The following is a 23,247-nucleotide window of genomic DNA, read 5'->3' on the forward strand; positions in this document are numbered from 1 at the left end:
GCCAGATTGTTTGCATCACCACGACCTGTTGGTCCGCTCAGACAAAAGGAAGACGCCCATGACACTTCGTATTCACCGCCAGTTCATAGCAACAATTGCTGCTGTTGCCATTGCCATCACCGGTTTTTCCGCCGCGCCTGCCCGTGCAGGGGACGACGAACTTGCCGCGGCTCTTGCCGTCATTCTTGGGCTGGCTGTTGTGGGCACTGCCATAAACAAGCGTAACGATGAAAAGAAAGCGCGCCAGCAGGTTCACAATCCGCATGCAAAGCCGCGTCATATTCAGCGCAAACACGGCTATGTTCAGCCGCGCCCTCTGCCACGCCAGGTGAACCGCAAGCTGTTGCCGCAGCGCTGCCTTTACAACCTGCAAACGCAGAACGGGCGCAACATTCAGGGGTTTGGTCAGCGCTGTCTGAACCGGCACTATCATTTTACCAACTCGCTGCCCCAACAATGTGGTCGCCGGGTCTGGACCCGGAACGGGACAGGTTATGCCTATGCGGCGCGCTGCCTGAACAAACACGGATACCAATTGGCCCGTCGCTAAGAGCGGGGCAAGCGGCCACCCTTCCCCTTTCGGGTGGCCAGACTGAAAGGGCGGTGTTCGGGCACCGCCCTTTTTTATGTGCGGACTGTTGGCCGCACATGGCGTTTGCACTTTCCTGCGGAAAATGCGTTTTTCGCCTCCGGCAGTGGTATTTCCGGTCAGAAGAAGAGTGTGGCGTGCCTGATTTTGAATTCGAGACGCGCATCGGCGGACGGATTGCCGGTGTGGACGAGGTCGGTCGTGGCCCTCTGGCCGGGCCGGTGACGGCGGCGGCCGTGGTGCTGGATGTGGCACGGATACCGCCTGGTCTGGACGATTCAAAGAAACTGTCGTTGAAAAAGCGCGAGGCGCTGTGGGCTGACGTCATTGCCTCTGCCGATGTGTCCGTTGCCCATGCGACCGTGCGTGAAATCGAAGAGTTGAACATTTTGCGGGCGGCCCACCTTGCGATGGTGCGTGCAGTGCGTGGTTTGCGTCTGCCGCCCGATCACGTGCTTGTCGACGGCACCATGTTGCCGCGCGATCTGAACCTTCCGGCGACCCCGATCGTGCGTGGCGATGCGCGATCCCTGTCCATCGCAGCGGCCTCAATTGTGGCCAAAATATGTCGCGACCGGATCATGGTGGATTTGGCGCAACAGCATCCGGGCTATGGCTGGGAAACGAACATGGGATACCCGTCAAAAAGCCACAGGTTAGCGCTGCAAAATCTCGGGGTGAGCCCACACCATAGACGTACCTTCAAGCCCGTCCACAACATGTTGTGACAAGGATTTTTCTTAAGCACTTGATTCAAAAAGAATTTGACCGCGAATCGCCAATGACTCATCTTGGTCTCAACCAACGAGTGCACAAGCACCGGGGACAGAGGCAGATAGATGACGAAACACGTAAAGGGCGCCGAGGCGCTTCCCTTGAACCAAATCCTTGCGGGTGACTGCATTGACGTGATGAACAGCCTGCCCGAGAGCACTGTTGATCTGATCTTTGCCGACCCGCCCTATAATCTGCAGCTCAAAGGCGATTTGCACCGCCCTGACAACTCCAAGGTCGATGCGGTCGATGATCACTGGGATCAGTTCAATTCCTTCCGTGCCTATGACGAATTCACGACGGCCTGGCTCAAGGCGGCGCGCCGTCTCCTGAAGCCCAACGGCGCGATCTGGGTCATTGGCAGCTATCACAACATTTTCCGCGTCGGTGCCTCGCTGCAGAACGAAGGGTTCTGGATTCTGAACGACGTGGTCTGGCGCAAGTCCAACCCGATGCCCAACTTCCGTGGCAAGCGGTTTACCAATGCCCACGAGACGATGATCTGGGCAGGCAAGTCCGAAGACAGCAAGTATACGTTCAATTACGAGGCGCTGAAGGCCCTGAACGAAGGCATTCAGATGCGCAGCGACTGGGTTTTGCCGATCTGCACCGGGCACGAGCGTCTGAAAGATGATCAGGGCGACAAGGCGCACCCAACCCAGAAACCCGAAAGCTTGCTGCACCGTGTGCTGGTTGGATCGACCAATCCCGGTGATGTGGTGCTTGATCCGTTCTTTGGCACCGGCACGACGGGCGCTGTCGCCAAGATGCTGGGCCGTGAATTCATCGGGATCGAACGCGAAGCCGCCTATCGCAAGGTCGCCGAGAAACGCATCGCATCCGTGCGCAAGTTTGATCGCGAGGCGCTGAGTGTGTCCGCCTCAAAACGTGCGGAGCCGCGCGTGCCTTTCGGCCAGCTGGTCGAACGCGGCATGCTGCGTCCGGGCGAAGAGCTTTATTCGATGAACAAGCGTCACAAGGCCAAGGTCCGTGCGGATGGCACGTTGATCGGCGACGATATCAAGGGGTCAATCCATCAGGTCGGGGCCCATCTGGAAGGCGCGCCAAGCTGCAATGGCTGGACCTACTGGTGCTTCAAACGCGACGGGCAGGTGGTTCCCATCGACGTGTTGCGCCAGCAGATCCGGGCAGAGATGCACGACTAGAATTTCACCAACACCGCCAGGTGCCTGCGGCCTTTTCGGGCTGACATCGGCACTTCAACTATGCCCCGCCACTTTTGGCGGGGCTTTTTTGTTAATGGGCGTTACATTGAGCGGAGCACAGTCGAGGGGTGCCTGCGAGATGGTTGAAATCAGCAGTATAAGTCCGGTGGATGCACGCGGGTCAGACGAGCGGTCACAGCCCAAACACCGCCACGCCCAAGAGGCATTGGCCCGTAACAAGCGCGAAGGCATGGACCTTGCCGTCAAGGCGCGGGTTGCAGCGCTTTCGGTGACAGCCATCCTTCTGATATTTCTCAACCCCGACTGGGATGTGCTGTGGTACCTGTTTCTGCTCTTTTGCCTTGTTCTGGTGGGTCTTGCGCAGCGCCGTGTCGGGCGCGTGGGACAGTCGCGGGCCGAGCTGGCGCTGTTGTTCGTCGATCTGTCGTTGATGACGCTTGCGTTGCTCGTGCCCAACCCACTGGCCGATGAACGCGTGCCAACCACGCTGATCTACCAATTCGAGGTGTTCCAGTATTTCTACGTCATACTGGCGGCGGGGGTGCTGAGCTATTCCTGGCGCACCATCGTTGCGATCGGCAACTGGACAACGGTGCTTTGGTTGCTCGGAGCGCTCTTTGTCGGATGGTTCGGGTGGCAGGATCCGCGCGTGAGCGAAGGGGCCGCGCTGATGTTTCCCGACAACCCCGATCTTGGCACCCAGATGAACCCGAACCTTGTCCACTGGGATCTGCGCATTCAGGAAGTCGTCGTATTTCTGCTGGTCGCGGGCATTCTGGCGGTCACGGTCCGGCGTTATCAGAACCTCGTGCTCGACAGTGCCGAGATGGCGCGCGAGCGCGCAAACCTGTCACGCTATTTCTCGCCCACTGTGGTCGAGGAGTTGTCGCAAAAGGATGAACCACTGGGGCAGGTGCGCACCCACGAAGCAGCCATCCTGTTCGTCGATATCGTGGGGTTCACAACCTATGCCGATGGTCGCTCTGCCCAAGAGGTGATCGACACTTTGCGCGCCTTTCATCGCGAAATGGAAAGCGAAGTGTTTGAACATGGCGGGACGCTGGACAAGTACCTTGGCGACGGCCTGATGGCGAGTTTTGGGACACCACTGCCCAAGGCTGATGACGCGACCCGCGCACTGGCTTGCGTCGGGGCCATGGTGGGCCGGATGCAGTCGCTGAATGCCAGCCGCCGCGCAGATCACTTGCCCGAAATCGACGCGCGTTTTGGGCTGCATTACGGGCAAGTGGTGCTGGGGGATATCGGTGCGAACCGGCTGGAATTTGCAGTCCTTGGCGACACGGTGAACCTTGCCAGCCGCCTTGAGGCGCTGACCCGCGCTTTGGACGTTCAGGTGGTGGCCAGCGACGTGATTGTGCGTGCGGCAGGGGGCTCAAACGATATGCAGCGCGGCCCGGATCAGAAGGTGCGTGGCGTTGCACAGCCCGTTGCCATTTGGGTCCGCACCTAGCGGATTTGCGGGCATGAGCATGGCGGCATACGTGAATCCAACAAGTGATTCGGCGACAAATGATCAAAAAGCCTGCTACCTGTGATTGAGGATAACGCGCCGCGCCCAGTCGCGATTGTTGCGCTCGCGTAAACAGCCAAATGGGCGCCATCGGCGGAATATGGCCTGACAATGGATGATTTTTTGCATCACTTTCAGTGCAATCGCCATTCTGAATGGACGCCACAAGATGACTTGGCCCGTCATATGGGCTAATTCTTGCGCAATCATGCATCGCCATAAGTGGGAATTCACAGTTCCCCCAAGAGAAGAGTGAATAAGTATTATGTCTCACACATTTTTTGCAGCTGCCGTCGCAACCGCAATCGCACTTCCAACGCTTTCAATGGCCGGGGCCGGCATGGCGCCGGTCACCACGACCACCTTCGCCGAGCGCAGCGATACGGCCCTGTTTGCAGGCTTCGCTCTGACGCTTGGACCGGGCGGTGATGGTGCCGAAGCCATCCTTGGTGTGGCCCATGGTGAAATCGATCTGGACGGCGACGTCACAGGTGCCAAGGCCACACTGCATTTCGGTATTCTGGAAGGTTTCGAGATCAACAAGATCAAGCTGACCGGCCTGTTCGGCAATGACTCGGTTCAAGCCGAAGTCGGCGGTGGCTACAGCTTCAAGAACTCTTCTCCCTTTGCTGTCGTGGGCACAAACGGCGAGTACTTTGCCGCCGGGTCCGACATCTACTTTAACGGCACGTTTGAAGGGTATCTTGGCGTCCACACAATCGGTCAGATTTCGCTGGATACAATGACCACCACAACAACCGCACCCGTGATGAGTCCGGTTATCGTGTCGCCCGTAGCCGAATAAGGTTCGAACTGGTTGCACATGATCCAAGTCGCGTCAGCCAGGCCGACGCCCACGGGGTTTTGATGCTTTCGATGTCGCGCAGGCGCGTTTTGATCAGCGCGCTTGCTGCCAGTCTGTCAAGTCCCGCCATCGCACAGCAGACCGCTGCGACGGTCGGCCAGATCGACGCACAGACTCTCGCTGCCTATCTGGATGTGTTGTTGCCCGCGGATGAACATTCTCCGGCGGCCAGCACATTGGGCATCGAGGCGGATATCATCGACTTTGCCAAGCAGGTGCCGCAGTTTCAGCAATTGCTGGCGATTGGCACAGATTGGTTGAACACCACCGGGCGCGGCCCGTTTCACACCCTGTCCCTTGTCGATCAGCAGCGTGTGGTTGAATGGATGCGCACGGCAGACCGCAAATATGTGCCCGGTCGGTTCTATCTGCTGGTGCGACTGACCGGGGTGGAGTTTTACTATGCCCACGCCGAGGCGACGGGCGGGTTTGATCTGAACCCCGCACCGCAACCCGCCGGATATCCCCCGCCATGGCAATAGACGCACCGTTTGACGCAGTGATCGTCGGTGCAGGTGCGGGTGGGGCCGCCGCCGCGTGGCGGTTGTGCAGTCATGGTCTGAATGTCCTGATCCTTGAAGCAGGCCCGCGCTTTGACCCCGCGACAGACTATCCGCTGACGAACGCCGATTGGGAACGGCAGGGGCTTTCCCGTCAAGCCGGGATCGACGGGGGCCGTGTCCTATGGCGATCTTGGAACACTCGACCCCAAGGACGGCGATCTTGCTTCGTGGAATACGGTCAGCGGCAAGCGTGTCAACAGCCCGACGCGCGTGCCAAGTCCGGCGGGGTATTCCCATGTGCAGGGTGTGGGCGGCAGCACGCTGCACTATGTCGGCGAAGCGCATCGGCTGAACCCGGCCGCGATGCGATTGCGCACCGAACATCCGGCTGGGGCGGATTGGCCTCTGTCTTTCGCGGATCTTGAGTCGTTCTATGTGATATGTGAATCCGAGATCGGAGTGGCAGGTGCGCCACGCGCCGGACCGCGCTGGCCGTCCTCGACCCACCTGCAACCCGCACATCCGCTGAGCACGTCAGCGCAGGTTCTTTCGAATGCAGGCGCGCGCTTGGGCATGGATTGGGAAACAAACACCCGCGCTGCCCTATCCGAACCCAAGGACGGTCGGCCCAACTGCAACTATTGCGGCAACTGCTCGCGCGGCTGCCCGTTGGGTGACAAGGGGTCGGCAGATGTCACGTTCATTCGCAAGGCAGAGGCGACAGGCCGGTTGACCATACACACTGGCGCGCAGGTCACCGCCCTGATTATGGGCGCGAGCGGAGGGGTGCGTGCCATCAGCGGTGTCCGCGACGGCGCGGCGTTCGAGCACGAGACGCCGATTCTGATCTTGGCCGGTGGAGCTGTTCAAACTCCGCGCCTGTTGCTGGCCAGCGATATGGCGGCCGAGGGCTTGGCCAACAGTTCAGGCCAAGTGGGGCGGAATTTCATGGAAACGCTCGCCTGGACCAGTGCTGGCCTGCTGCCGGGCCTCACCAATTCTCACAAGGGGCTGCCTGCGGATGCGGTGTCGTGGTCGTACAATGCGCCGGGTGTTGTCGACGGTGTGGTCGGGGGTTGCCGCTTTACCTGCTCGACGCAAGAAACTGGCCTGCTTGGCCCGGTGGCCTATGCCAGCCGGATCGTGGATGGGTACGGGCCTGCCTTCAAAGCGCAGTTGCGTGATGTCTTGGGATCGGCCATCGCCGTGTCCGGCACGGGTGAGACGATCCCGGATGAGCGCAGCTTTGTCGCTCTGGACCCCGACCGCGTCGATGCAGTGGGGGTTCCGTTTGCGCAGATCAATGCTGTTCTGACCGAGAATTCGATCAATCTGTTGCGGTTCATGGCCAACACGTGCCGCGCGCTTCTGGCCGAGGCAGGTGTGAGCGAACTGGCCGAGGAAAGCAGCGTCTGGGACAGCTTCGCCTCGACCCATGTGTTTGGCACCTGTCGGATGGGTACGGACCCGGCCCAATCGGTGGTTAATGCCTTTGGACGGGCGCATGACGTCGACAACCTTTACATCGCCGATGCCAGCGTGTTCCCCAGCAGCGGCGGAGGCGAGGCCCCGGCGATGACAATTCAGGCCCTTGCCCTGCGCATGGCGGATCATTTGATCCTTTAATCACTTGGCAATTTCCCGACGCGATTTGACACGGATCAGGGTGCGTCCGCGCGCACCCCTTTAAACTGCGGTCATCAGTCAAAAAAAGGGAGACATCTGATGACAAGATGGTTTGCGATATTTGTCGCAGTCGGCGCCACGGCGGGCGCAGTATCCGCCGACGATGCGGAAAACGGGGCGGAACTCTACCGGACCCATTGTGCAGTGTGCCACGGCCTTGAAGCCTATGGCGACGGGCCGATGGCCGCTGCGATGGTCGTGCAACCACCGGACCTGACCCAGATGACCGCGCGCAATGGCGGTGTGTTTCCTGTCGCGCGCATCGTGATGCGCATCGACGGGCGCGATCCGCTTGTCAGCCACGGGTCTTCCATGCCGGTCTATGGCGAATTCTTCGATGTCGACTCCGTTCCGCTCAAGGCCGAAACCGGTCAGCCGATCATTACCAGCTCCCCGGTTGTCGACCTTGTGGAATACCTGCGGCAGTTGCAGGAGTAGCGCTTAGCGCGGCAGAGGATTGGCGGCCTTGTTATAGGCCGACCAGTCCGTGATCTCGGGGTAATACATGCCCCGCCATTTGCGCACGCGCGGGTTCATGACCCGCCGCCAGATGTTGGGCATCATCGCCGCGATGGTCATCACTGGATAGCCATAGGGCAGTTGTGGTGCGTCCGCCTCGGTATAGGTCTGGAGCACCGGAAAGCGGCGGTCGGGCTTGTAGTGATGATCCGAATGCCGTTGCAGGTTGATCAGCAGCCAGTTGGACGCCCTGTGCGCCGCATTCCATGAATGGCGCGGCTGGACATGCTCGTATTTGCCATCGCCAAGGTGTTTGCGGGTTAGTCCGTAATGTTCGATGTAGTTGACCAGCTCCAACTGCCAGATAGCGACGCCCGCCTGCAAGGCGAACAGGCCCACCCCGGCCCAGCCGCCGAGAGCAAAGGCCAGCACGACACAGAACAGTTGCAGACCGGCATATTTCCAGAACGGATTGCTCAGGTCGGTCGCGGGCAGGTTCTTGCGCGCCAGCATCGCCTTTTCGGCGTTCCATGCAGAATGAAAACACTGTTTCAGCACGCGCGGATAAAACCGGTAAAAGCTTTCGCCCATGCGCGCCGTCACCGGATCGCGCGGCGTCGCGACATAGCGGTGATGCACCAGCAGGTGTTCCGAACGAAAATGCGAATAAAGCACCATGGCCAGCAGGGCATCGGCCAGCCAGCGTTCGATCTTGTTCTTCTGGTGCATCAATTCATGGCTGTAGTTGATGCCGACCGTGCCGGTGACCACGCCCACGCCAAAGAACACGCCGATCTTTTCCCATGTGGCCAGATGCGTCGCAGGGGCGACATAGGCGATCAGGCCAAACAGCATCAAGAATTGCACCGGCGCCCAAGCGGTCGTGATCATGCGATACCAGAACATGTCGTCATCAGAGGTTTCCAGATCGGCATTGTCGGTGTTCAGACCCACCGCCAGATCAAGCAGCGAAAACAGGTACCACGTGACAACCGGCAACAGGATCACGGTCCAGCCGCCATAGGTCGCGGTGATGACGGCCAGCGGGACCAGCAGGAACGACATGGCAAAGGGCAGGGCGTTCGCCTGTTTGGCCACGGTTTTGGGGGGCAGGGTCATAGATCATCCTTGTTGCGCGCGCCGCAGATCATAAGGGTCGGGGACAGGCCATGCCAAGCGTGACGCTGCGCCCAACCCCTATTTGTGCACCAGATCGTAGGCTTTGCGCATCACCGTGGGCAGATCGGACGGGCGAAAGCGGTCGTGGGGCAGGAAGGTGCCGGTCGCATCATTGGCGACACGTGCAGTCATCACATCCAGCATCAGGTGGAAATGCGTAAAGGTGTGGCGCACCTCTCCGTCCACTTTGACCCAAGGGGCGTGTATGGGCGGCGCAACCGGGCGGGGTTCTCCAATATCGACCCAGTCCGAGCCCGGCCAGCCCAGCATCCCGCCCAGCAGACCCTTTTCGGCACGGGTTTCCAGCAACCACGCCCCATCTTCGCGCTGCGCAAGGTAGACAGTGCCATGGCGCACGGGTTTCGGCTTTTTGGCCGTTTTCTTGGGCAATTCTGCCGCAGTCCCGGCCAGACGGGCGGCACAGGGATCGCGCCATGGGCAGATACCGCAGGCGGGGGATTTGGGCGAACAAATGGTGGCTCCCAAATCCATCACGGCCTGAGCATAGTCCCCGGGGCGCTGATCGGGTGTCAATCGCTCTGCATGGTCCGTCAGGATCGGTTTGGCGGCAGGCAAGGGCGTGTGCTCGTCAAACATCCGCGCCATCACCCGCTCGACATTTCCATCGACAACAACATGGCGCAGATCAAACGCAATCGAGGATATGGCCGCCGCCGTATAAGGCCCGATGCCCGGTAGTTTCAGCAAGGCAGCGTGGTCGGCGGGAAACTGGCCACCATGATCCGCGACAACCGCCCGGGCGCATTTCAAAAGGTTGCGGGCGCGGGCATAATACCCAAGGCCAGCCCATTCGCCCATCACCTCGCTGTCTTCCGCCGCTGCCAGATCAGCGACAGTGGGCCAGCGGGCCATGAACCGTTGGAAATAGGCGGTGACGGCGGCCACGGTCGTCTGCTGCAGCATAATTTCCGACATCCAGACGGCATATGGGTCCGGGCGCGCGCCTGCCTTCTTGGCGCCAGGTGACACGCGCCACGGCATCGCACGGGCATGCACGTCGTACCACTCCAGCAGATCGTCGCTCAGGTCACGCAAGATTTATATGCCTCTGCACGGTCACGGCTGGTTGCTCACGCTGTCATCCTCTATGCTCACGCCCAAGTGAAAAGGAACATAGTCATGGCCCCGCGCCGCGCCAGTACAAAAGGGTTCAAACGGACAGCATCCTTGCTGACCGGCAGGATTCGTGCGGCCAGCGAAAGCCGGGGCTTTGCCCAAAGCCGCCTTTTGACAGACTGGGCCGAAGTGGCTGGCGAAGACATCGCAGCCGTGTCGCGCCCCGTTGAAGTCAGCTATGGGCGCGGCGGCATGGGGGCGACGCTGACGTTGCTGACCACGGGCGCGCAGGCCCCGATGCTGGAAATGCAAAAGGACCAGCTGCGTGTGAAGGTCAACGCGGTCTATGGCTACAACGCCATCGCGCGCATCCGCATCACGCAGACAGCGGCCACAGGGTTTGCCGAGGGCCGCGTCGCCTTTGATCACAAACCCAAGGACACAACTCCGAAAGATCCCAGCCCCGACATGCAGGCAGCGGCAAGCACGGTTGTGGCCCCCGTGGCCGACGACGGTTTGCGCAGCGCACTTGAGCGGCTGGGCGCACATATCCTCACAAAAGACAAACAAGGAACACGCACATGAATCGCATCATCCCCGTGCTGGCCGTGGTCATCGGTGTGGCCGGTTACTTCTGGTACGCCTCGACCACCGGCGGCGGTCAGACGCCCCAGCAGCAGGCACAGGCCGAACGCCTGCTGGGCGCGGCCAATGCCCAGTCGGCGGACGCAGAGATCGACACTTCCGGCGTTGTCGAAATGCAGCTTGGGAACCCGGATGCGCCTGTCACGGTCATCGAATATGCAAGCTACACCTGCCCGCATTGTGCGACATTCCATTCCGGCAACTACAAACAGCTCAAGGCCGACTATATCGACACCGGCAAGATCAACTTCATCTACCGCGAAGTCTATTTTGACCGGTTCGGTCTGTGGGCATCGGCCATCGCACGCTGTGCAGGCACGCCCGAGGCATTCTTTGGCATCACCGACATGCTTTATGCCTCGCAAAGCGAATGGGCCCGTGCCGGTGGCGGCGATCCTGCGGCCATCGCGGATGAGTTGCGCAAGATCGGACGCCTTGCAGGTCTGAGCGGCGATGCAATCGAATCCTGCCTGACGGATGCAGAGGCCCTGCGCACGCTGGTGGCGTGGTATCAGGAAAACGCGGCCGAGGACGGCATCCAGTCCACGCCCAGCTTTGTGATTGACGGACGGACATATAACAACATGGCCTATCCCGAGATGGTGCGCCTGATCGACGAAGCGGCTGGCAGCTGATGGCACAGGCGGCGGGCCCGCTTGTCGGGCTGCGCGTGATCGAACTGGCACGGGTTCTGGCGGGCCCCTGGGCGGGTCAGACCCTCGCCGATCTGGGGGCAGACGTCACCAAAGTCGAGGCTCCGCGCGGCGATGATACGCGGCAATGGGGCCCGCCCTTTGTGACGCGCGGCGAGGATGTTTCGGCGGCCTATTTCCACTCCACCAATCGCGGCAAGGCGTCGGTCACCATCGACTTTCGGGAAGATGCAGGCAAGGCGCGGCTGTTTGATCTGTTGGCGGACGCCGACATTCTGATCGAGAATTTCAAGGTCGGGGGCCTTGCCAAATACGGGCTGGACTATGCCAGCCTCAAGGACCGGTTCCCGCGCCTCATCTACTGCTCGATCACCGGATTTGGCCAAACCGGCCCTTATGCGCTACGCGCGGGATATGATTTCATCGTGCAGGGCATATCGGGGCTGATGTCGGTCACCGGCGATCCCGAGGGGCAGCCACAAAAGTCCGGAGTTGCCATCACGGACCTGTTCACTGGCGTCTATGCGACCACGGCCATTCTGGCGGCGGTGCATGAACGCAGCCGGACGGGCAAAGGTCAGCAGATCGATATGTCGCTTCTGGATGTGGCCGTGGCGATGACGTCGAACCAGGGGATGAACTACCTGACCAGTGGCAAAGTGCCGGGCCGCATGGGCAATGCCCACGTGAACCTCACACCCTATCAGGTGTTTGATTGCGCGGACGGTCATATCATCATCGCGACAGGCAATGATCGGCAGTACCAGCGGCTGTGTCATCTGCTTGGGCTGGATGACATGGCCGAGGTACCGGAGTTTCTGCGCAATTCCGACAGGATCAGGAACCGCGCTGAAATGACCCGCCTTTTGACAGAAGCGACGCTGTTGCGCACCCGCGCCGATTTGCTTGCCGCCTGTGAGGCCAGCGGTGTGCCTGCGGGGCCAATCAACGATATGGCCGAAGTCATGGCCGATCCGCAGGTGCAGGCACGCGGTTTGCAGATCGACACGGACGGTGTGCCGGGCATCCGCACGCCGATACGGTTTTCGGACACGGAACTGCGTTTTGACAAACCTGCGCCCAAACTGGGCGAGGATGATCCCTGATCTATCTGGCGGATTGAAGCGCGTGCGCGCCGCGTGATGTTTTGCCGCCGCCTCCGGCAGCGGCGTATGTCCCTCCGGTGGGACTTTTTCAAATCACAGAAGGTCAGGGTTTGGGCAGGGTGGCGAGTGCCGCGTCCAGTCCCGACGCATCTTCGAACTGCAAGCGCACTGGCAGGGTAATGACCTTGGGCCGGAAGGTGGGCGGCAGGCGCACAGCATCTTTTTCCGTCGTGACCAGTTGCGCGCCTCTGAGCTTCGCCTCACCCTCAAGCCGTGTCAGGAAAGCGGGCGACAGCGGCTGATGATCTGCAAGCGCCTCGGCCCGGATCACAGTCGCGCCAAGGCTGTGCAATGTGTCAAAGAATTTCTGTGGCCGTCCGATCCCGGCAAAGGCGATGATGGGCGCAGCGGTCCAGTCCATGCCGGTTTGCAGCGGTGCAAGATGGGCGCGAAGCCTTGGCAGAGCGTCCGGCAGCGGAGTTGCATCGAACCTTTTTGCGCATCCGGCGGCCCGATGGACAGCAACAGATCGGCCCGTGCCAGCCCGACCGCAGCCGGTTCGCGCAAAGGTCCGGCAGGCAGGCACAATCCGTTGCCAAAGCCTGTTTCCGCATCCACCACCACAATCGAAAGAGATTGGGCAAGGGCCGGATTCTGGAACCCGTCATCCAGCACGATCACACTGGCCCCGGCCTCCCGGGCCGCCGCCGCCCCCGCCGCCCGGTCACGCGCAACCCACGTGTGCGCAAAAGCGGCCAGCAACAATGGTTCGTCGCCCACCTCGGCGGCACTGTGTCTGGCGGGGTCGACTTCGATAGGGCCGACAAGGCTGCCGCCATAGCCTCGACTGACGATGTGGGGCGTGTGGAACGCGCCCTGCAACCGCTCGATCAGCGCGATGACAGTTGGGGTCTTGCCCGTGCCACCGGCGTTGATGTTGCCGACGCAGATGACCGGAATGCCGGGATCATGCCGCGGCCCTTTGGTCAGACGGCGGGCGGTGGCCTGCCCGTACAAATTGCCCAGCGGGGAAAGCAAGCGGGCGCGCCAGTCGCGTGCCCCCTTGTCAGAGGACCAGAAACCCGGCGCGCGCATCAGGCCGCACCGCCATCGATGGCGTCCAGATGCGACTGGGTGAGGTCGATGACCCGATCAAGGCTCATTGCCGCTTGCGTTACGACATCCCATCCGGCGGTTGCCATCAGTGCGGCCTGATCCGGTGCAGTCATCTGGCTTACCGCGCGCGAAAGCGTTTTCTTGTCATTCACGATGCGGGCGGCGCGGGCGTTGACAAGGCGGGTAAAGGCATCGGCATGTTTGCCCACATGCGGCCCATAGATCAGGGCAGTGCCGTGGTTCGCCGCGACATAGGGATCACAAACGCTGTTGCCGGGGTGCAGCGAGCCGCCAAGGAAGGTCACGGGCGCGATGCGCATCCACAAGCCCAACTCGTCATCGGCATCTGCAACCAGCACCTGACAATTGTCGTCTGGCAACTGCCCCGCGCCCCAATAAACGGCGCGCATTCCGGCGGCACGAGCCAGATCCATCGAATGCGCACTGTCCGCGGGCGAGGTTGCATGCAGGATCAACAAAAGGCGATGCGATGTGCTGACGGCCAGCTTGTGTGCACCCAGCAAAACCCGCCCCTCGGCGCGGGTGCTGCGCGCGGCAAGCCATGTCGGGCGACCCGCAAGGGCTTCGGTCACGTCTGCAATATCGCTGTCGTTGGCAGGCAGCATCTGACCGCAGGGGTACAACGGGGCCGCCAGTTCAACCTGACGGGCGGAACGGCCAAGGTGCACCAACCGGTCCTGCGCATCTGCATCCCTTGCAATCACATGATCGAAGGCGGCCAGCAGGCGCTTGGGCACTTCGGGCAGCCAGCGATCCCGCCGCCCGTCAAACCCGTCACTCGCGGTATCAACCAGCAACATGTAAGCGCCGCTTTTGTTGGCTTCGAGGATCAGGTTGGGCTGCAAGCCACCCCATGCCCAGATCACGACATCGGGCCGCCAATGGCCCAGAAATGCTCTGGCGACGTCCGGGTGATCTTCGGGGGCGGCGTCGATCTTGAGGCCGTCAATGTCGTCCGTGTCAAAGCCGCCATGCGCCGCAGTCAGCACCACATGGGTGCCATGACGCACTGCGATCAGGCGTTGTGCCAAGTCGGCAATGGCGCGGTTGTTGCCCTCTTCGGCGGCGTGAATCCACACGACTTCGCCAGCGGGGCGGGCATGCGCGGGCTTGTAATCCGGGGCGGCACGCCGACCGGACAGTGTCCGATATGCGGCCAACCCGATGGAGTCGCGCATGTGTGTGCTCAGCCCAGTTCTTCGGTCGGTGTGGCCGCATTCTCTTCGTCGCGCAGGCGATGCAGGTGGGCGATGAAGTAGCGCATATGGGCATTGTCCACCGTGCGCTGGGCCTCGGACTTCCACGCATTGTAAGCGGTGTCGTAGTCGGGGAAAATTCCGACGATGTGCAGCGCATCCACATCCTTGAAAACGTTTTTTGACGGGTCCACCAATTCGCCGCCAAAGACGAGGTGCAGGCGCTGGGTCATGGGATTTTCCTTTGATGACAGGGGTTGAGGCCGACAGGCGACAGTTTGCGCATCTGGCAGTTAGGGTCAAGCGGACTGCTGCTCAAGCCGACCCAGCAAGGCACTGTGAAGGCTGTCACCAGCCGCGACGACGCCGTTCAGGGTCGGATGCGGATTGTTGAACAAAAGCGGCGCGCCGGTGCGGTCGGTGATGGTGCCCCCGGCTTCGGATACGATCAGTGCGCCTGCGGCGATGTCCCATTCCCAGCTTGGGCGCAGGGTCAGCATACCGTCAAAGCGCCCCTCGCCCACCAGTGACAGGCGATAGGCCAGTGAGGGGCGATAGTGCCGGTCCACCTGCGGGGCGGCCCCCTGCCAGTTCGCGGGCTCGAAATTCGGGCGGGCGGCAAGGACTTTGCTGGCAGGTGACATTGGCGCAGCACATGCCCGCAGGCTTGCCCCGTTCAGCGTCGCCCCGGTGCCCAGCCCGGCGGCATACAGTTTGTCGCGAAGGGGCAGGTACACTGCTGCCGCTGTCACGCGCCCCTGATGCGCCACGGCGATAGAGATGGCCCAGGTTCTGGACCCTTCAACAAAGCTGCGCGTGCCGTCTATGGGATCGATGATGAACACCGTGTCCCGATCAAGGCGATGCGTCGAATCCTCGGTCTCTTCGGACAGCCAGCCATAGTCCGGGCGCGCCGTGCGCAATGTCGACATCAGCACGTCGTTCACGGCCAGATCAGCCTCGGTCACAGGGCCCGCACCCCCCGGTTTGTCCCAGGCGCGCGCCACAGGCCCGGCAAAGCTGGTCGCCACACGGCCCGCAATGCGTGCGGCATCCGTCAAAAGGGGCAGGTCAGCTGCCGGCAAGGGTCATTCCCGAAACAAGCAGCGATGGCACCACGCGGCTGAGATGGGTGCGTGCATCATTGGCGGGCACAAGGCCACGCAGCATGTCCGGCAAACTGCCGGCAATGGTGCATTCGTTCACCGGATAGGCGATCTCGCCATTTTCGACCCAGAGGCCCGCAGCCCCGCGTGAATAATCGCCGGTGTTCGGGTTGATGGTCGACCCGATCATCGACGTCACCAGCAGCCCGGTGCCCATATCGCGGATCAGGTCGTCGCGGCTGGCCGTGCCCTGATCCAGTGCCACGTTCCATGTGGACGGGCTGGGCGGTGATGATGTGCCGCGCGCTGCATTCCCGGTCGAGGCCATGCCCAGTTTTCGGCCGGTCGCCAGATCGAGGGTCCAGCCGGTCAGCACACCGTCCTGCACGATGGCGCGCCGCTGTGTCGGCAATCCTTCGGCGTCGAACGGGCGCGACCCGGTTGATCGGGGGCGGTGGGGGTCTTCGATCAGGCTCAGACCCGCGGGCAGCACCTGCGCGCCCAGACTGTCGCGCAACCATGAGGCCCCGCGCGCAACGCTGCTGCCATTGGCGGCCACCAGAAGGTGACCGATCAGCGACGCGGCGATGCGTTCATCAAAGAGAACCGGATAGGCCCCGGTGGGCGGTTTGCGTGCACCGATCCGCGCGATGGCTCGGTTTCCTGCACTCTGACCGATGTCTTGGGCACTGCGCAGATCGGACTGAAAAATGCGGCTGTCACCGTCGTAATCGCGTTCCATCGCGGCACCGGTGCCTGCAATGGCCACGCAACTGACCGCCCGGTCAGTCCGCCGGTATCCACCCGAAAACCCGTTCGAGGCAGCCAGCCAGATGTCACGCGCCCCGTAAGCGCCGGTTGCCTGTTGTACCTGTTCGACGCCTGAAACGGCCAATGCGGCGGCCTCAGCCTCCAGCGCGTCCTGTTGCAGATCGGCTGGCAAGGGTTCGGGAGTTGCGTCAGACAGTTCCAGCGCGGCGACATCCCATGCAGTGGCCAGTTGATCCGGATCGGCCAGACCCGCATTGGGATCATCAGGCGCCTCGCGCGCCATGGCCACAGCACGGGCGGCCATTTCGCTCACCGTGCGCTCAGACGCATCCGAGGATGACACATTGGCCTGTTTCTGGCCCACAAACACGCGCAGACCCAGATCGATCCCTTCGGAGCGTTCGGCCTGTTCCAGCGCGCCCGCCCGCACATCCACCGACACGGAGGTGCCCTGCATCGCAATGGCGTCGGATGCATCCGCGCCAGCGGACCGGGCCGCCGCGATCAGGCGTGCCGTAAGCTCGGAAAGGTCGGAAGGGGTCATATCAAGGCTGCTCCGCGCGATTACGCCCTCAGGTAGCGGCGCGGGCAGGGCAGTGCAAGGGCGGGTCCGGCTGGCCCGCCCCCGAAAGGCAGATCAGCGGATGCGCTGCCCGTTGGCAAGCACATGGCCCTGTTCGTTGACCTCGATGCGCGAGTTCAGCGTATCGGGGCTCTCTCCCGGCACGGCAAACAGACCCATCATCATGCGGGCACCCATGGCCTGATCCTCGGGCACGAGGCCCATGCCGACCAGTTTGTCGAGCAGACCGTTGCCCCCGACCAGCTTGAGGTCGATGCCACCCTCGGGCCGCGGCATGCCGTCAAAAGTGACCATGTCGCTGTTGTCGAACGAAAAATCACCCTTGCCGGTCAGACGTGCGCCTGCGGCGTCCAGCTCCAGCGAATTCAGGGTCAGCGCGTTCAGTTCACCGGGGGCGGCACCAGTCTGTTCAAGGATGGCCGCCTGTGCGGGATCAAGGAAGTTGAACAACACCTTGGCCTGTCCGCTCAGATCAACGACCAGCGTGGCCGGGTCGCGCGGCAACTGGCCTGTCGGGTCAAACAGGCCCCAGATCATGTCGGACATCGTGAAATCATTAAGCGACACGCCAAGGCCAAATTCCTGTGCGTCGGGCGATTTCTGCACCGGCATCAGGATGCGCGTCCCCATCTCGGCGGCGGAAATGGACAGGGGCAGGGGGAATTCAGTGATCAGCATGTTAAAGTCGACATTGCGCTGCACCACGTCATAAAGCAGGCCCGCCGTATCAATCGCAAAGCTGATCGCCCCGCCTTCCGAGGTGCTGTTGGCCGTGCCGCTGCCATCGGGGCCACTGAAGGTCAGCTCGTAATTGCCACCTGTCGATGTGAATTCACCTGTCAGGTCCAGCCCGGCGTTCAGCATGGCGTTCATGTCCTGCGGATCGCTGTCCAGCGGCAATTCGCCCGTACCGTCCATGTCAATACCCTGCATGGCACCAACCAGCTTGAACGATCCTTCGCCTTCGGGGTCGGTAAAGGCGATGTCATAGCTCAGACCCGCGATGCTCATATCCTGTTGAATGCTGCGCATTGTGCCAACGGCGGTTTGCACCACATAGGCCATGTTTGTCATCGTCATGTCGAATTTCGCGATATCCTCGGTGATGGCCAGACCATTCACCGTCAGGTTCGACATCTCCAACTTGGCCGCATCGGCGCTATAGTTATATGTCAAATCGCCCGGCTCGCCCGTTGCGGTCATCACCGGATCCGTCTGGTCAAACCGGATGGTCAGGTCCGCCTGCTCACCGCTTTCGGGCACAAGGGTCACGTCGATCATGGTCTGCGCAGGCAATTCGATCGAGACCGAGCCATCGCCTTCTTCCACGAACCGCAAACTCTCCATGACGATGCGGGCAGTGCCGTCGCGCTCTTCTTCGCCCAGATCCATCGCCATGTTCAGGTTCGTGACAGTCAGCGTGCCGCCATTTGTGATCTCGGATGCGCTGACGTCGTAGCCTGCCGTTGTCATGTAATCCTTCCAGTCCGACCAGACATCGGCGCTGGTCAGATCGGCGAACGCGGCAGACCCGGGCAGGCACAATGCAATGGCAGTGCTGCGGGTCAAAAGAGAAAGGCGGGGCATGACAGAATCCTTCGGGTCAGAATAGGCGTGTATCGTCCGGCAGGCCGCAAGACGCGTCAAGGGCTTGTGCTGAACTGTAGGTATCTGCGAATGACGATCATGCAAGACAGATCATCGTGAAAGGGGCGCATAATGCACGACATGACAGGACAAACGGTGCTGATCACCGGGGCAAGCCGCGGCATCGGCGCGGACACCGCGCGGGTTTTCGCCCAAGCCGGGGCCAACGTCGCATTGCTGGCGCGCGGGGCAGATGCGATCTCCGCACTGGCCGCAGAGATCGGGGATTGCGCCATCGCACTTCCCTGTGATGTCAGCGACTATGATGCGGTCGCCGCCGCTGTGGATCAGACCGTTGACCGCTTTGGCAGTCTGGATGTGCTGATCGGCAATGCAGGTGTGATCGAACCCATTTCTCACCTCGGCGCGGCAGACCCCGCCGAATGGGGCAAGGTCATCGATATCAACCTCAAGGGTGTCTTTTACGGCATGCGCGCCGCCTTGCCGGTGATGCTGGCCGCAGGGCGGGGCAGCATCCTGACGATCAGTTCGGGTGCGGCCCATGGCCCAGTTGAGGCATGGTCGCATTACTGCGCCTCAAAGGCTGGGGCCGCCATGCTGACGGCCTGCGTGCACAAGGAAAACAGGGCGGCAGGTATCCGCGCCATGGGCCTCAGCCCCGGCACCGTGGCCACGCAGATGCAAAAGGAAATCAAGGCAAGCGGCATCAACCCGGTTAGCCAACTGGACTGGTCTGATCATATCCCAGCGGACTGGCCCGCACGGGCCTTGCTGTGGATGTGTTCAGAACAGGCCGATCCATGGGTGGGGCAGGAAATATCGTTGCGCGATCCTGACATCCGCAGCGCCGTGGGACTGATATGATCCGCGTTGAAACGGCAGATCGCACAACGACCCTGACGCTGGATCGCCCCGACAAGGTCAACGCACTGACCGAGGCGATGCTGCGCGATCTGGTGACGGCGGTCCACGATGCCCGCGATGCCGCCGCCCTGATCTTGACGGGTACGGGCAAGGTGTTTAGCGCCGGGGCCGATCTGGATGCCGCGCGGGCGGGCCTTGCGACGTCGCCCTTGTGGGAAGAGCTGTCAGCGGCCATCGCCGCACATCCCGGCCTGACCCTCGCGGCGCTTAACGGCACGGTGGCGGGCGGGGCCAACGGTATGGTTCTGGCCTGCGATCTGCGGATCGGTGTGCCGTGGGCCAAATTCTTCTACCCGGTGATGAAACTGGGCTATCTGCCCCAGCCCAGCGATCCAGTGCGCATGGCGGCACTGATCGGACCGGCGCGCACCAAATGGATGCTGCTGGCGGGGCAGAAAATGGATACGGATCAGGCCCTGAACTGCGGGCTGATCGACGAGATCGTCGACGGTGATGCCCTGATGGAGCGAGCCCACGCCCTGTGTGCCGATTGCGTCGCTGCCGATCCGGGGACGGCGCAGGCGATCAAGGGGCTGTGTCAGTGACGGCGCCCCCCGATAACCCTTAATAGAATCGCTGAGCCATGATATGATTTTGCAGTAACATGGCGCGCGACAATCACATCAATCGACCTGATCGTCTGCCTCAATCATCCAGGGCGCCGGTTCAGGTTTTAACCCGTCAACAACGGGTCTATTTGCTTGCGTGCCATGTCCTGCCGGATGTCTGTGCCGCACTCGACGCCAAAAAGCAGACGCCCCCTCACAAAGCCAAACGCTAGCGCTTGCGGCGCTTGCCCGGAATCTTTGACGCAAACCCTGGCGGGCGCTTTGCGATCCATGCGGCAAACTTGGCAAGGCGGGGATGGGCCCTGAGTTGCTCGGGTGTGTGAAAGTCACGGGCAAGCTCTGCCTCACTTAGTGTCGCATGGATTTCGCGGTGGCAGATATGGTGCATCAAAACGGTTGGCCCGCCCTTGCCGCCCTTCAGCTTGGGGATCAGGTGATGCAGGCTTTGCGGTGCATCGACGGGGATCGGACGGTCACATAACGGGCAAATCGGATCGGGCATATGGCGTCCTCTCTTGCGCAACGTGGTGCGCTCATGACAATTGAGCCGCAGCGGAACCGAGGCAAGGGGCGCCATGGAATTTGATCTGGAAAGCCAACCGGAGATTGTGCAGACAATCGCCGGCTATGCCATCCAAGGCTACGAACTTGCGCTGACATGGCTGCTGAGCCCGGCGGCATGGTCGCAGTTTGGGTTGCTGATTGTCGCCTATCTGGCCGCGGTTCTGGTCACCCGGCGGCTGCGCCCGACACTGGCGAACCTGCTTGATCCGGGCGAAAGTGACAGCATCATTGCCCAGGCCCGGCGGTTTGTCGCGCAATTCCTGCCCCTGCTTTTGCCGCTTCTGGCCTATGCCTTCACCGGGATCGGTGAAAGCGTCGTCCGCTCGATCTTTGACAGCGGCGCGGTCATTGCATTCGGCAAGCGGGTGTTCCTGTTCTTGGCCGCACGCGCGCTGGTGCGCGACATCATCCACGATCCGTTCCTCAAGTTGCTTGGGCGGTTCGTGCTGGTGCCGATTGCGGCGATCTATGCGCTTGGGTTGCTCGATACCTTGTCCGCCACCCTGACCGAAACGGTTGTGGGCGTTGGCAACATCCGCTTTTCTCTGATGACCATCGTGCGCGGGGTGATCGCGGGATCGCTGCTGTTCTGGCTTGGTCAATGGTCGAACAAGCAGACGGCCACCATCATCGCCCAACAGAAAGAGATGCGGCCCTCGATCCGCCAGTTGCTGATCAAGACCATCGAATTCACCATCTTTGCCGTCGCCTTCCTGCTGCTGATGAACATCATGGGCATCAACCTGTCGGCCCTCGCGGTGATCGGGGGTGCGATCGGTGTCGGCCTTGGCTTTGGCCTGCAAAAGATCGCGTCGAACTTTATCTCCGGCGTCATCCTGCTGGTCGAAGGGCAGGCGACCGTCGGCGATTACGTCGAACTCGACGGGGGCGAGGCCGGGATCATCGTCAAGATGACAGCGCGCGCGGCGATCCTTGAAACCTATGACGGGCGCTGGATCGTAGTCCCGAACGAGGATTTCATCACGACCCGCGTGGTCAACTATTCCGATTCCGGCTCGGCCAACCGCTATGAGGCGCCGTTTTCCGTCAGCTACGACACTGACATCAACACCGTCCCGGCCATCATCGAGGCGGCAGTGGCCACGCACCCTGACGTGCTGGACGAACCCTATCCCCCCGATTGCGAGCTGCGCGGGTTTGGCGACAGCGGCATTGATTTCGCCGTGGAATTCTGGGTCAACGGCGTCGATGACGGCCCGAACAAATACACCTCCGACGTGCTGTTCTTGATCTGGAACGCGCTCAAGGACAACGACATCACCATCCCCTATCCGCACCGCACCATCGAGGTGTCGGGCGAACTGCGTACGCGGCCTGAATGAAAAACGTCGCAGTCATCGGGGGCGGCCCGGCAGGATTGGCCGCAGCCGAAGTGATGGCCGAGGCCGGGGTGAAGGTGCGGGTCTACGAGGCCAAGCCATCGCTGGGCCGCAAGTTTCTCATGGCAGGCAAGTCCGGGCTGAACCTGACCAATGCAGGCGACATGGCACATGTGATGGCCCAGTATCGGGAGGCAGCATCTTGGCTGGCCCCCGCCATCGAGGGCTTTGACAACGAGGCCATTGTCGATTGGGCGACCGGTCTGGGACAGGACATGTTCATCGGCACCACCGATCGCGTCTTTCCCCGCGCGATGAAAGCCTCGCCACTGTTGCGCGCGTGGCTGGCACGGTTGGAGGCCCTGGGCGTTGAGCGGCGGACCAGATGGCGTTGGACCGGATGGAGCGCAGATAAGTTGCACTTTGAGACGCCAGACGTCCCCGCGACAGAATCCTGCGATTCAGTTGTTCTTGCGCTGGGCGGAGCAAGCTGGGCGCGACTGGGTTCAGACGGCGCGTGGGCGCAGATATTGTCGGATGCCGGTGTGACCCTTGCGCCATTTGCCCCTGCCAATGCGGGTTTGTCGGTTGAATGGTCGGAACACATGTTCCGCCTGCTGGGGCAGCCGCTGAAAGGCGTCGCGTGGCGGGCGGGCGACCACCGGTCGCGCGGCGAGGCGGTTCTGTCGCGGCGCGGGCTGGAAGGGGGCGGCATCTATTCCGTGTCGCGTGGCGTGCGCGAGGGGGCGACGCTGTATATCGATCTGCTGCCTGATCTCAGCGTGGACGACGTGGCCACACGCCTTGCTCGGCCACGGGGCAAGAACAGTTTTGCCAACCACTTGCGCAAAGTGCTGAAACTCGACCCACTGCGCCTTGCGCTGGCGCAGGAATGGGGACGGCCCTGGCCCGAAGACAGCAAGGCAATTGCACGGCGTCTCAAAAAGCTGGCGGTGCGGCATGACGGGCTGCGGCCCTTGGACGAGGCAATCTCGACCGCTGGGGGCGTGCCCGCAAGCGCGCTTGATCCCAACCTCATGCTGCGTGCGAGGCCGGGGGTGTTTTGCGCAGGCGAAATGCTGGATTGGGAGGCACCGACCGGTGGCTACCTGCTCACCGCCTGTCTTGCGACGGGGCGGCACGCGGGCCGCGGCGCTGTTGAATGGCTGGGACGCGGGGCGGGGTGAACCCCGCC

23 protein-coding genes and 2 pseudogenes are annotated in these 23,247 nt (G+C 61.7%); 16 read left to right on the top strand and 9 right to left on the bottom strand.

The genetic code is table 11. The annotated features are described in order from the left end of the window. Positions 1-58 precede the first annotated feature (58 nt). From ACERZ8_RS06885 to ACERZ8_RS06925, 9 genes and pseudogenes are all read left to right on the top strand, one after another. Complete coding sequence (locus ACERZ8_RS06885; RefSeq protein WP_407591469.1) at positions 59-550, top strand: hypothetical protein; 492 nt, start codon at positions 59-61, stop codon at positions 548-550. A 176-nt stretch (positions 551-726) separates the two neighbouring features. After that, positions 727-1,317: a ribonuclease HII gene (locus ACERZ8_RS06890; protein WP_407591470.1), complete on the top strand. Its 591-nt coding sequence runs from the start codon at positions 727-729 to the stop codon at positions 1,315-1,317. A gap of 111 nt (positions 1,318-1,428) precedes the next feature. Further along, on the top strand, positions 1,429-2,529 hold the full coding sequence (locus ACERZ8_RS06895; RefSeq protein ID WP_407591472.1) for a site-specific DNA-methyltransferase: 1,101 nt from the start codon (positions 1,429-1,431) through the stop codon (positions 2,527-2,529). A 139-nt stretch (positions 2,530-2,668) separates the two neighbouring features. After that, complete coding sequence (locus ACERZ8_RS06900; protein ID WP_407591473.1) at positions 2,669-4,021, top strand: adenylate/guanylate cyclase domain-containing protein; 1,353 nt, start codon at positions 2,669-2,671, stop codon at positions 4,019-4,021. A 400-nt stretch (positions 4,022-4,421) separates the two neighbouring features. Further along, positions 4,422-4,886: a hypothetical protein gene (locus ACERZ8_RS06905; RefSeq protein WP_407591474.1), complete on the top strand. Its 465-nt coding sequence runs from the start codon at positions 4,422-4,424 to the stop codon at positions 4,884-4,886. A 71-nt stretch (positions 4,887-4,957) separates the two neighbouring features. Then, entirely contained in the window at positions 4,958-5,428 is a 471-nt protein-coding gene (locus ACERZ8_RS06910; protein ID WP_407591475.1) for a gluconate 2-dehydrogenase subunit 3 family protein, read from the top strand. After that, a pseudogene (locus ACERZ8_RS06915) lies at positions 5,419-5,502 on the top strand (hypothetical protein); the annotation flags it as partial. The gene ACERZ8_RS06910 and the pseudogene ACERZ8_RS06915, both read left to right, overlap by 10 nt. A gap of 121 nt (positions 5,503-5,623) precedes the next feature. Further along, complete coding sequence (locus tag ACERZ8_RS06920) at positions 5,624-7,075, top strand: GMC oxidoreductase (RefSeq protein ID WP_407591476.1); 1,452 nt, start codon at positions 5,624-5,626, stop codon at positions 7,073-7,075. A 99-nt stretch (positions 7,076-7,174) separates the two neighbouring features. After that, a complete protein-coding gene (locus ACERZ8_RS06925; RefSeq protein WP_407591477.1) occupies positions 7,175-7,573 on the top strand; it encodes a c-type cytochrome in 399 nt (132 codons plus the stop codon). Positions 7,574-7,576: 3 nt separating this feature from the next. Here ACERZ8_RS06925 and ACERZ8_RS06930 read toward each other — a convergent pair whose 3' ends face one another. Then, positions 7,577-8,713, bottom strand: coding sequence for an alkane 1-monooxygenase (locus tag ACERZ8_RS06930; RefSeq protein WP_407591478.1), 1,137 nt, complete (start codon positions 8,711-8,713; stop codon positions 7,577-7,579). A 78-nt stretch (positions 8,714-8,791) separates the two neighbouring features. Then, positions 8,792-9,829, bottom strand: coding sequence for an A/G-specific adenine glycosylase (gene mutY / locus ACERZ8_RS06935; RefSeq protein WP_407591479.1), 1,038 nt, complete (start codon positions 9,827-9,829; stop codon positions 8,792-8,794). Positions 9,830-9,913: 84 nt separating this feature from the next. On the opposite strand from mutY, the gene ACERZ8_RS06940 reads away from it, so the two are divergent. Genes ACERZ8_RS06940 through ACERZ8_RS06950 form a run of 3 tightly spaced genes read left to right on the top strand, consistent with a single transcriptional unit; the run spans position 9,914 to position 12,254 of the window. Beyond that, positions 9,914-10,435, top strand: coding sequence for a DUF721 domain-containing protein (locus tag ACERZ8_RS06940; RefSeq protein ID WP_407591481.1), 522 nt, complete (start codon positions 9,914-9,916; stop codon positions 10,433-10,435). Next, complete coding sequence (locus tag ACERZ8_RS06945; RefSeq protein WP_407591482.1) at positions 10,432-11,130, top strand: DsbA family protein; 699 nt, start codon at positions 10,432-10,434, stop codon at positions 11,128-11,130. The genes ACERZ8_RS06940 and ACERZ8_RS06945 overlap by 4 nt, the downstream gene beginning before the upstream one ends. Beyond that, positions 11,130-12,254, top strand: coding sequence for a CaiB/BaiF CoA transferase family protein (locus tag ACERZ8_RS06950; RefSeq protein ID WP_407591483.1), 1,125 nt, complete (start codon positions 11,130-11,132; stop codon positions 12,252-12,254). The genes ACERZ8_RS06945 and ACERZ8_RS06950 overlap by 1 nt, the downstream gene beginning before the upstream one ends. A gap of 103 nt (positions 12,255-12,357) precedes the next feature. Here the strand turns inward: ACERZ8_RS06950 and lpxK are convergent. From lpxK to ACERZ8_RS06980, 6 genes and pseudogenes are all read right to left on the bottom strand, one after another. Continuing rightward, positions 12,358-13,349, bottom strand: a pseudogene (gene lpxK, locus ACERZ8_RS06955) (tetraacyldisaccharide 4'-kinase). Then, complete coding sequence (locus ACERZ8_RS06960; protein ID WP_407591484.1) at positions 13,349-14,569, bottom strand: 3-deoxy-D-manno-octulosonic acid transferase; 1,221 nt, start codon at positions 14,567-14,569, stop codon at positions 13,349-13,351. The pseudogene lpxK and the gene ACERZ8_RS06960 overlap by 1 nt, the downstream one beginning before the upstream one ends. Before the next feature lie 8 nt (positions 14,570-14,577). Beyond that, positions 14,578-14,820: a DUF4170 domain-containing protein gene (locus ACERZ8_RS06965; RefSeq protein WP_407591486.1), complete on the bottom strand. Its 243-nt coding sequence runs from the start codon at positions 14,818-14,820 to the stop codon at positions 14,578-14,580. A gap of 66 nt (positions 14,821-14,886) precedes the next feature. Beyond that, on the bottom strand, positions 14,887-15,672 hold the full coding sequence (locus ACERZ8_RS06970; protein ID WP_407591488.1) for a 3'(2'),5'-bisphosphate nucleotidase CysQ: 786 nt from the start codon (positions 15,670-15,672) through the stop codon (positions 14,887-14,889). Continuing rightward, the gene (locus ACERZ8_RS06975; protein ID WP_407591489.1) at positions 15,659-17,008 is read right to left on the bottom strand and encodes a TldD/PmbA family protein; all 1,350 of its coding nucleotides are present in this window, start codon (positions 17,006-17,008) and stop codon (positions 15,659-15,661) included. The genes ACERZ8_RS06970 and ACERZ8_RS06975 overlap by 14 nt, the downstream gene beginning before the upstream one ends. A 93-nt stretch (positions 17,009-17,101) precedes the next feature. After that, positions 17,102-18,634, bottom strand: coding sequence for a DUF2125 domain-containing protein (locus ACERZ8_RS06980; protein WP_407591490.1), 1,533 nt, complete (start codon positions 18,632-18,634; stop codon positions 17,102-17,104). A 132-nt stretch (positions 18,635-18,766) separates the two neighbouring features. Here ACERZ8_RS06980 and ACERZ8_RS06985 point away from each other — a divergent pair, with 132 nt between their 5' ends. Together ACERZ8_RS06985 and ACERZ8_RS06990 are read left to right on the top strand one after the other, a co-directional pair. After that, entirely contained in the window at positions 18,767-19,519 is a 753-nt protein-coding gene (locus tag ACERZ8_RS06985) for an SDR family oxidoreductase (RefSeq protein WP_407591491.1), read from the top strand. Then, entirely contained in the window at positions 19,516-20,124 is a 609-nt protein-coding gene (locus ACERZ8_RS06990) for an enoyl-CoA hydratase/isomerase family protein (protein WP_407591492.1), read from the top strand. The genes ACERZ8_RS06985 and ACERZ8_RS06990 overlap by 4 nt, the downstream gene beginning before the upstream one ends. Before the next feature lie 232 nt (positions 20,125-20,356). On the opposite strand, the gene ACERZ8_RS06995 is transcribed toward ACERZ8_RS06990, so the two are convergent. Next, positions 20,357-20,650 carry an HNH endonuclease gene (locus ACERZ8_RS06995; RefSeq protein ID WP_407591493.1) on the bottom strand — a complete coding sequence of 98 codons (294 nt, stop codon included), beginning with the start codon at positions 20,648-20,650 and terminating at the stop codon, positions 20,357-20,359. 73 nt (positions 20,651-20,723) lie between these two features. Here ACERZ8_RS06995 and ACERZ8_RS07000 point away from each other — a divergent pair, with 73 nt between their 5' ends. Both ACERZ8_RS07000 and ACERZ8_RS07005 read left to right on the top strand, forming a co-directional pair. Then, on the top strand, positions 20,724-22,055 hold the full coding sequence (locus ACERZ8_RS07000) for a mechanosensitive ion channel family protein (RefSeq protein WP_407591495.1): 1,332 nt from the start codon (positions 20,724-20,726) through the stop codon (positions 22,053-22,055). Further along, on the top strand, positions 22,052-23,239 hold the full coding sequence (locus ACERZ8_RS07005) for a TIGR03862 family flavoprotein (protein ID WP_407591497.1): 1,188 nt from the start codon (positions 22,052-22,054) through the stop codon (positions 23,237-23,239). Before ACERZ8_RS07000 ends, ACERZ8_RS07005 begins: the two co-directional genes overlap by 4 nt. Positions 23,240-23,247 lie beyond the last annotated feature (8 nt).

This window comes from Tateyamaria armeniaca, from assembly GCF_045797845.1.
Taxonomy (GTDB): Bacteria; Pseudomonadota; Alphaproteobacteria; order Rhodobacterales; family Rhodobacteraceae; genus Tateyamaria; species Tateyamaria armeniaca.

Coding starts and splice junctions, on each gene's coding strand:
- ACERZ8_RS06885 (WP_407591469.1), top strand. CDS start 59: ATGACACTTCGTATTCACCGCCAGTTCATAGCAACAATTGCTGCTGTT.
- ACERZ8_RS06895 (WP_407591472.1), top strand. CDS start 1,429: ATGACGAAACACGTAAAGGGCGCCGAGGCGCTTCCCTTGAACCAAATC.
- ACERZ8_RS06900 (WP_407591473.1), top strand. CDS start 2,669: ATGGTTGAAATCAGCAGTATAAGTCCGGTGGATGCACGCGGGTCAGAC.
- ACERZ8_RS06905 (WP_407591474.1), top strand. CDS start 4,422: ATGGCGCCGGTCACCACGACCACCTTCGCCGAGCGCAGCGATACGGCC.
- ACERZ8_RS06910 (WP_407591475.1), top strand. CDS start 4,958: ATGTCGCGCAGGCGCGTTTTGATCAGCGCGCTTGCTGCCAGTCTGTCA.
- ACERZ8_RS06925 (WP_407591477.1), top strand. CDS start 7,175: ATGACAAGATGGTTTGCGATATTTGTCGCAGTCGGCGCCACGGCGGGC.
- ACERZ8_RS06930 (WP_407591478.1), bottom strand. CDS start 8,713: ATGACCCTGCCCCCCAAAACCGTGGCCAAACAGGCGAACGCCCTGCCC.
- ACERZ8_RS06940 (WP_407591481.1), top strand. CDS start 9,914: ATGGCCCCGCGCCGCGCCAGTACAAAAGGGTTCAAACGGACAGCATCC.
- ACERZ8_RS06945 (WP_407591482.1), top strand. CDS start 10,432: ATGAATCGCATCATCCCCGTGCTGGCCGTGGTCATCGGTGTGGCCGGT.
- ACERZ8_RS06950 (WP_407591483.1), top strand. CDS start 11,130: ATGGCACAGGCGGCGGGCCCGCTTGTCGGGCTGCGCGTGATCGAACTG.
- ACERZ8_RS06960 (WP_407591484.1), bottom strand. CDS start 14,569: ATGCGCGACTCCATCGGGTTGGCCGCATATCGGACACTGTCCGGTCGG.
- ACERZ8_RS06965 (WP_407591486.1), bottom strand. CDS start 14,820: ATGACCCAGCGCCTGCACCTCGTCTTTGGCGGCGAATTGGTGGACCCG.
- ACERZ8_RS06975 (WP_407591489.1), bottom strand. CDS start 17,008: ATGACCCCTTCCGACCTTTCCGAGCTTACGGCACGCCTGATCGCGGCG.
- ACERZ8_RS06980 (WP_407591490.1), bottom strand. CDS start 18,634: ATGCCCCGCCTTTCTCTTTTGACCCGCAGCACTGCCATTGCATTGTGC.
- ACERZ8_RS06985 (WP_407591491.1), top strand. CDS start 18,767: ATGCACGACATGACAGGACAAACGGTGCTGATCACCGGGGCAAGCCGC.
- ACERZ8_RS06990 (WP_407591492.1), top strand. CDS start 19,516: ATGATCCGCGTTGAAACGGCAGATCGCACAACGACCCTGACGCTGGAT.
- ACERZ8_RS06995 (WP_407591493.1), bottom strand. CDS start 20,650: ATGCCCGATCCGATTTGCCCGTTATGTGACCGTCCGATCCCCGTCGAT.
- ACERZ8_RS07000 (WP_407591495.1), top strand. CDS start 20,724: ATGGAATTTGATCTGGAAAGCCAACCGGAGATTGTGCAGACAATCGCC.
- ACERZ8_RS07005 (WP_407591497.1), top strand. CDS start 22,052: ATGAAAAACGTCGCAGTCATCGGGGGCGGCCCGGCAGGATTGGCCGCA.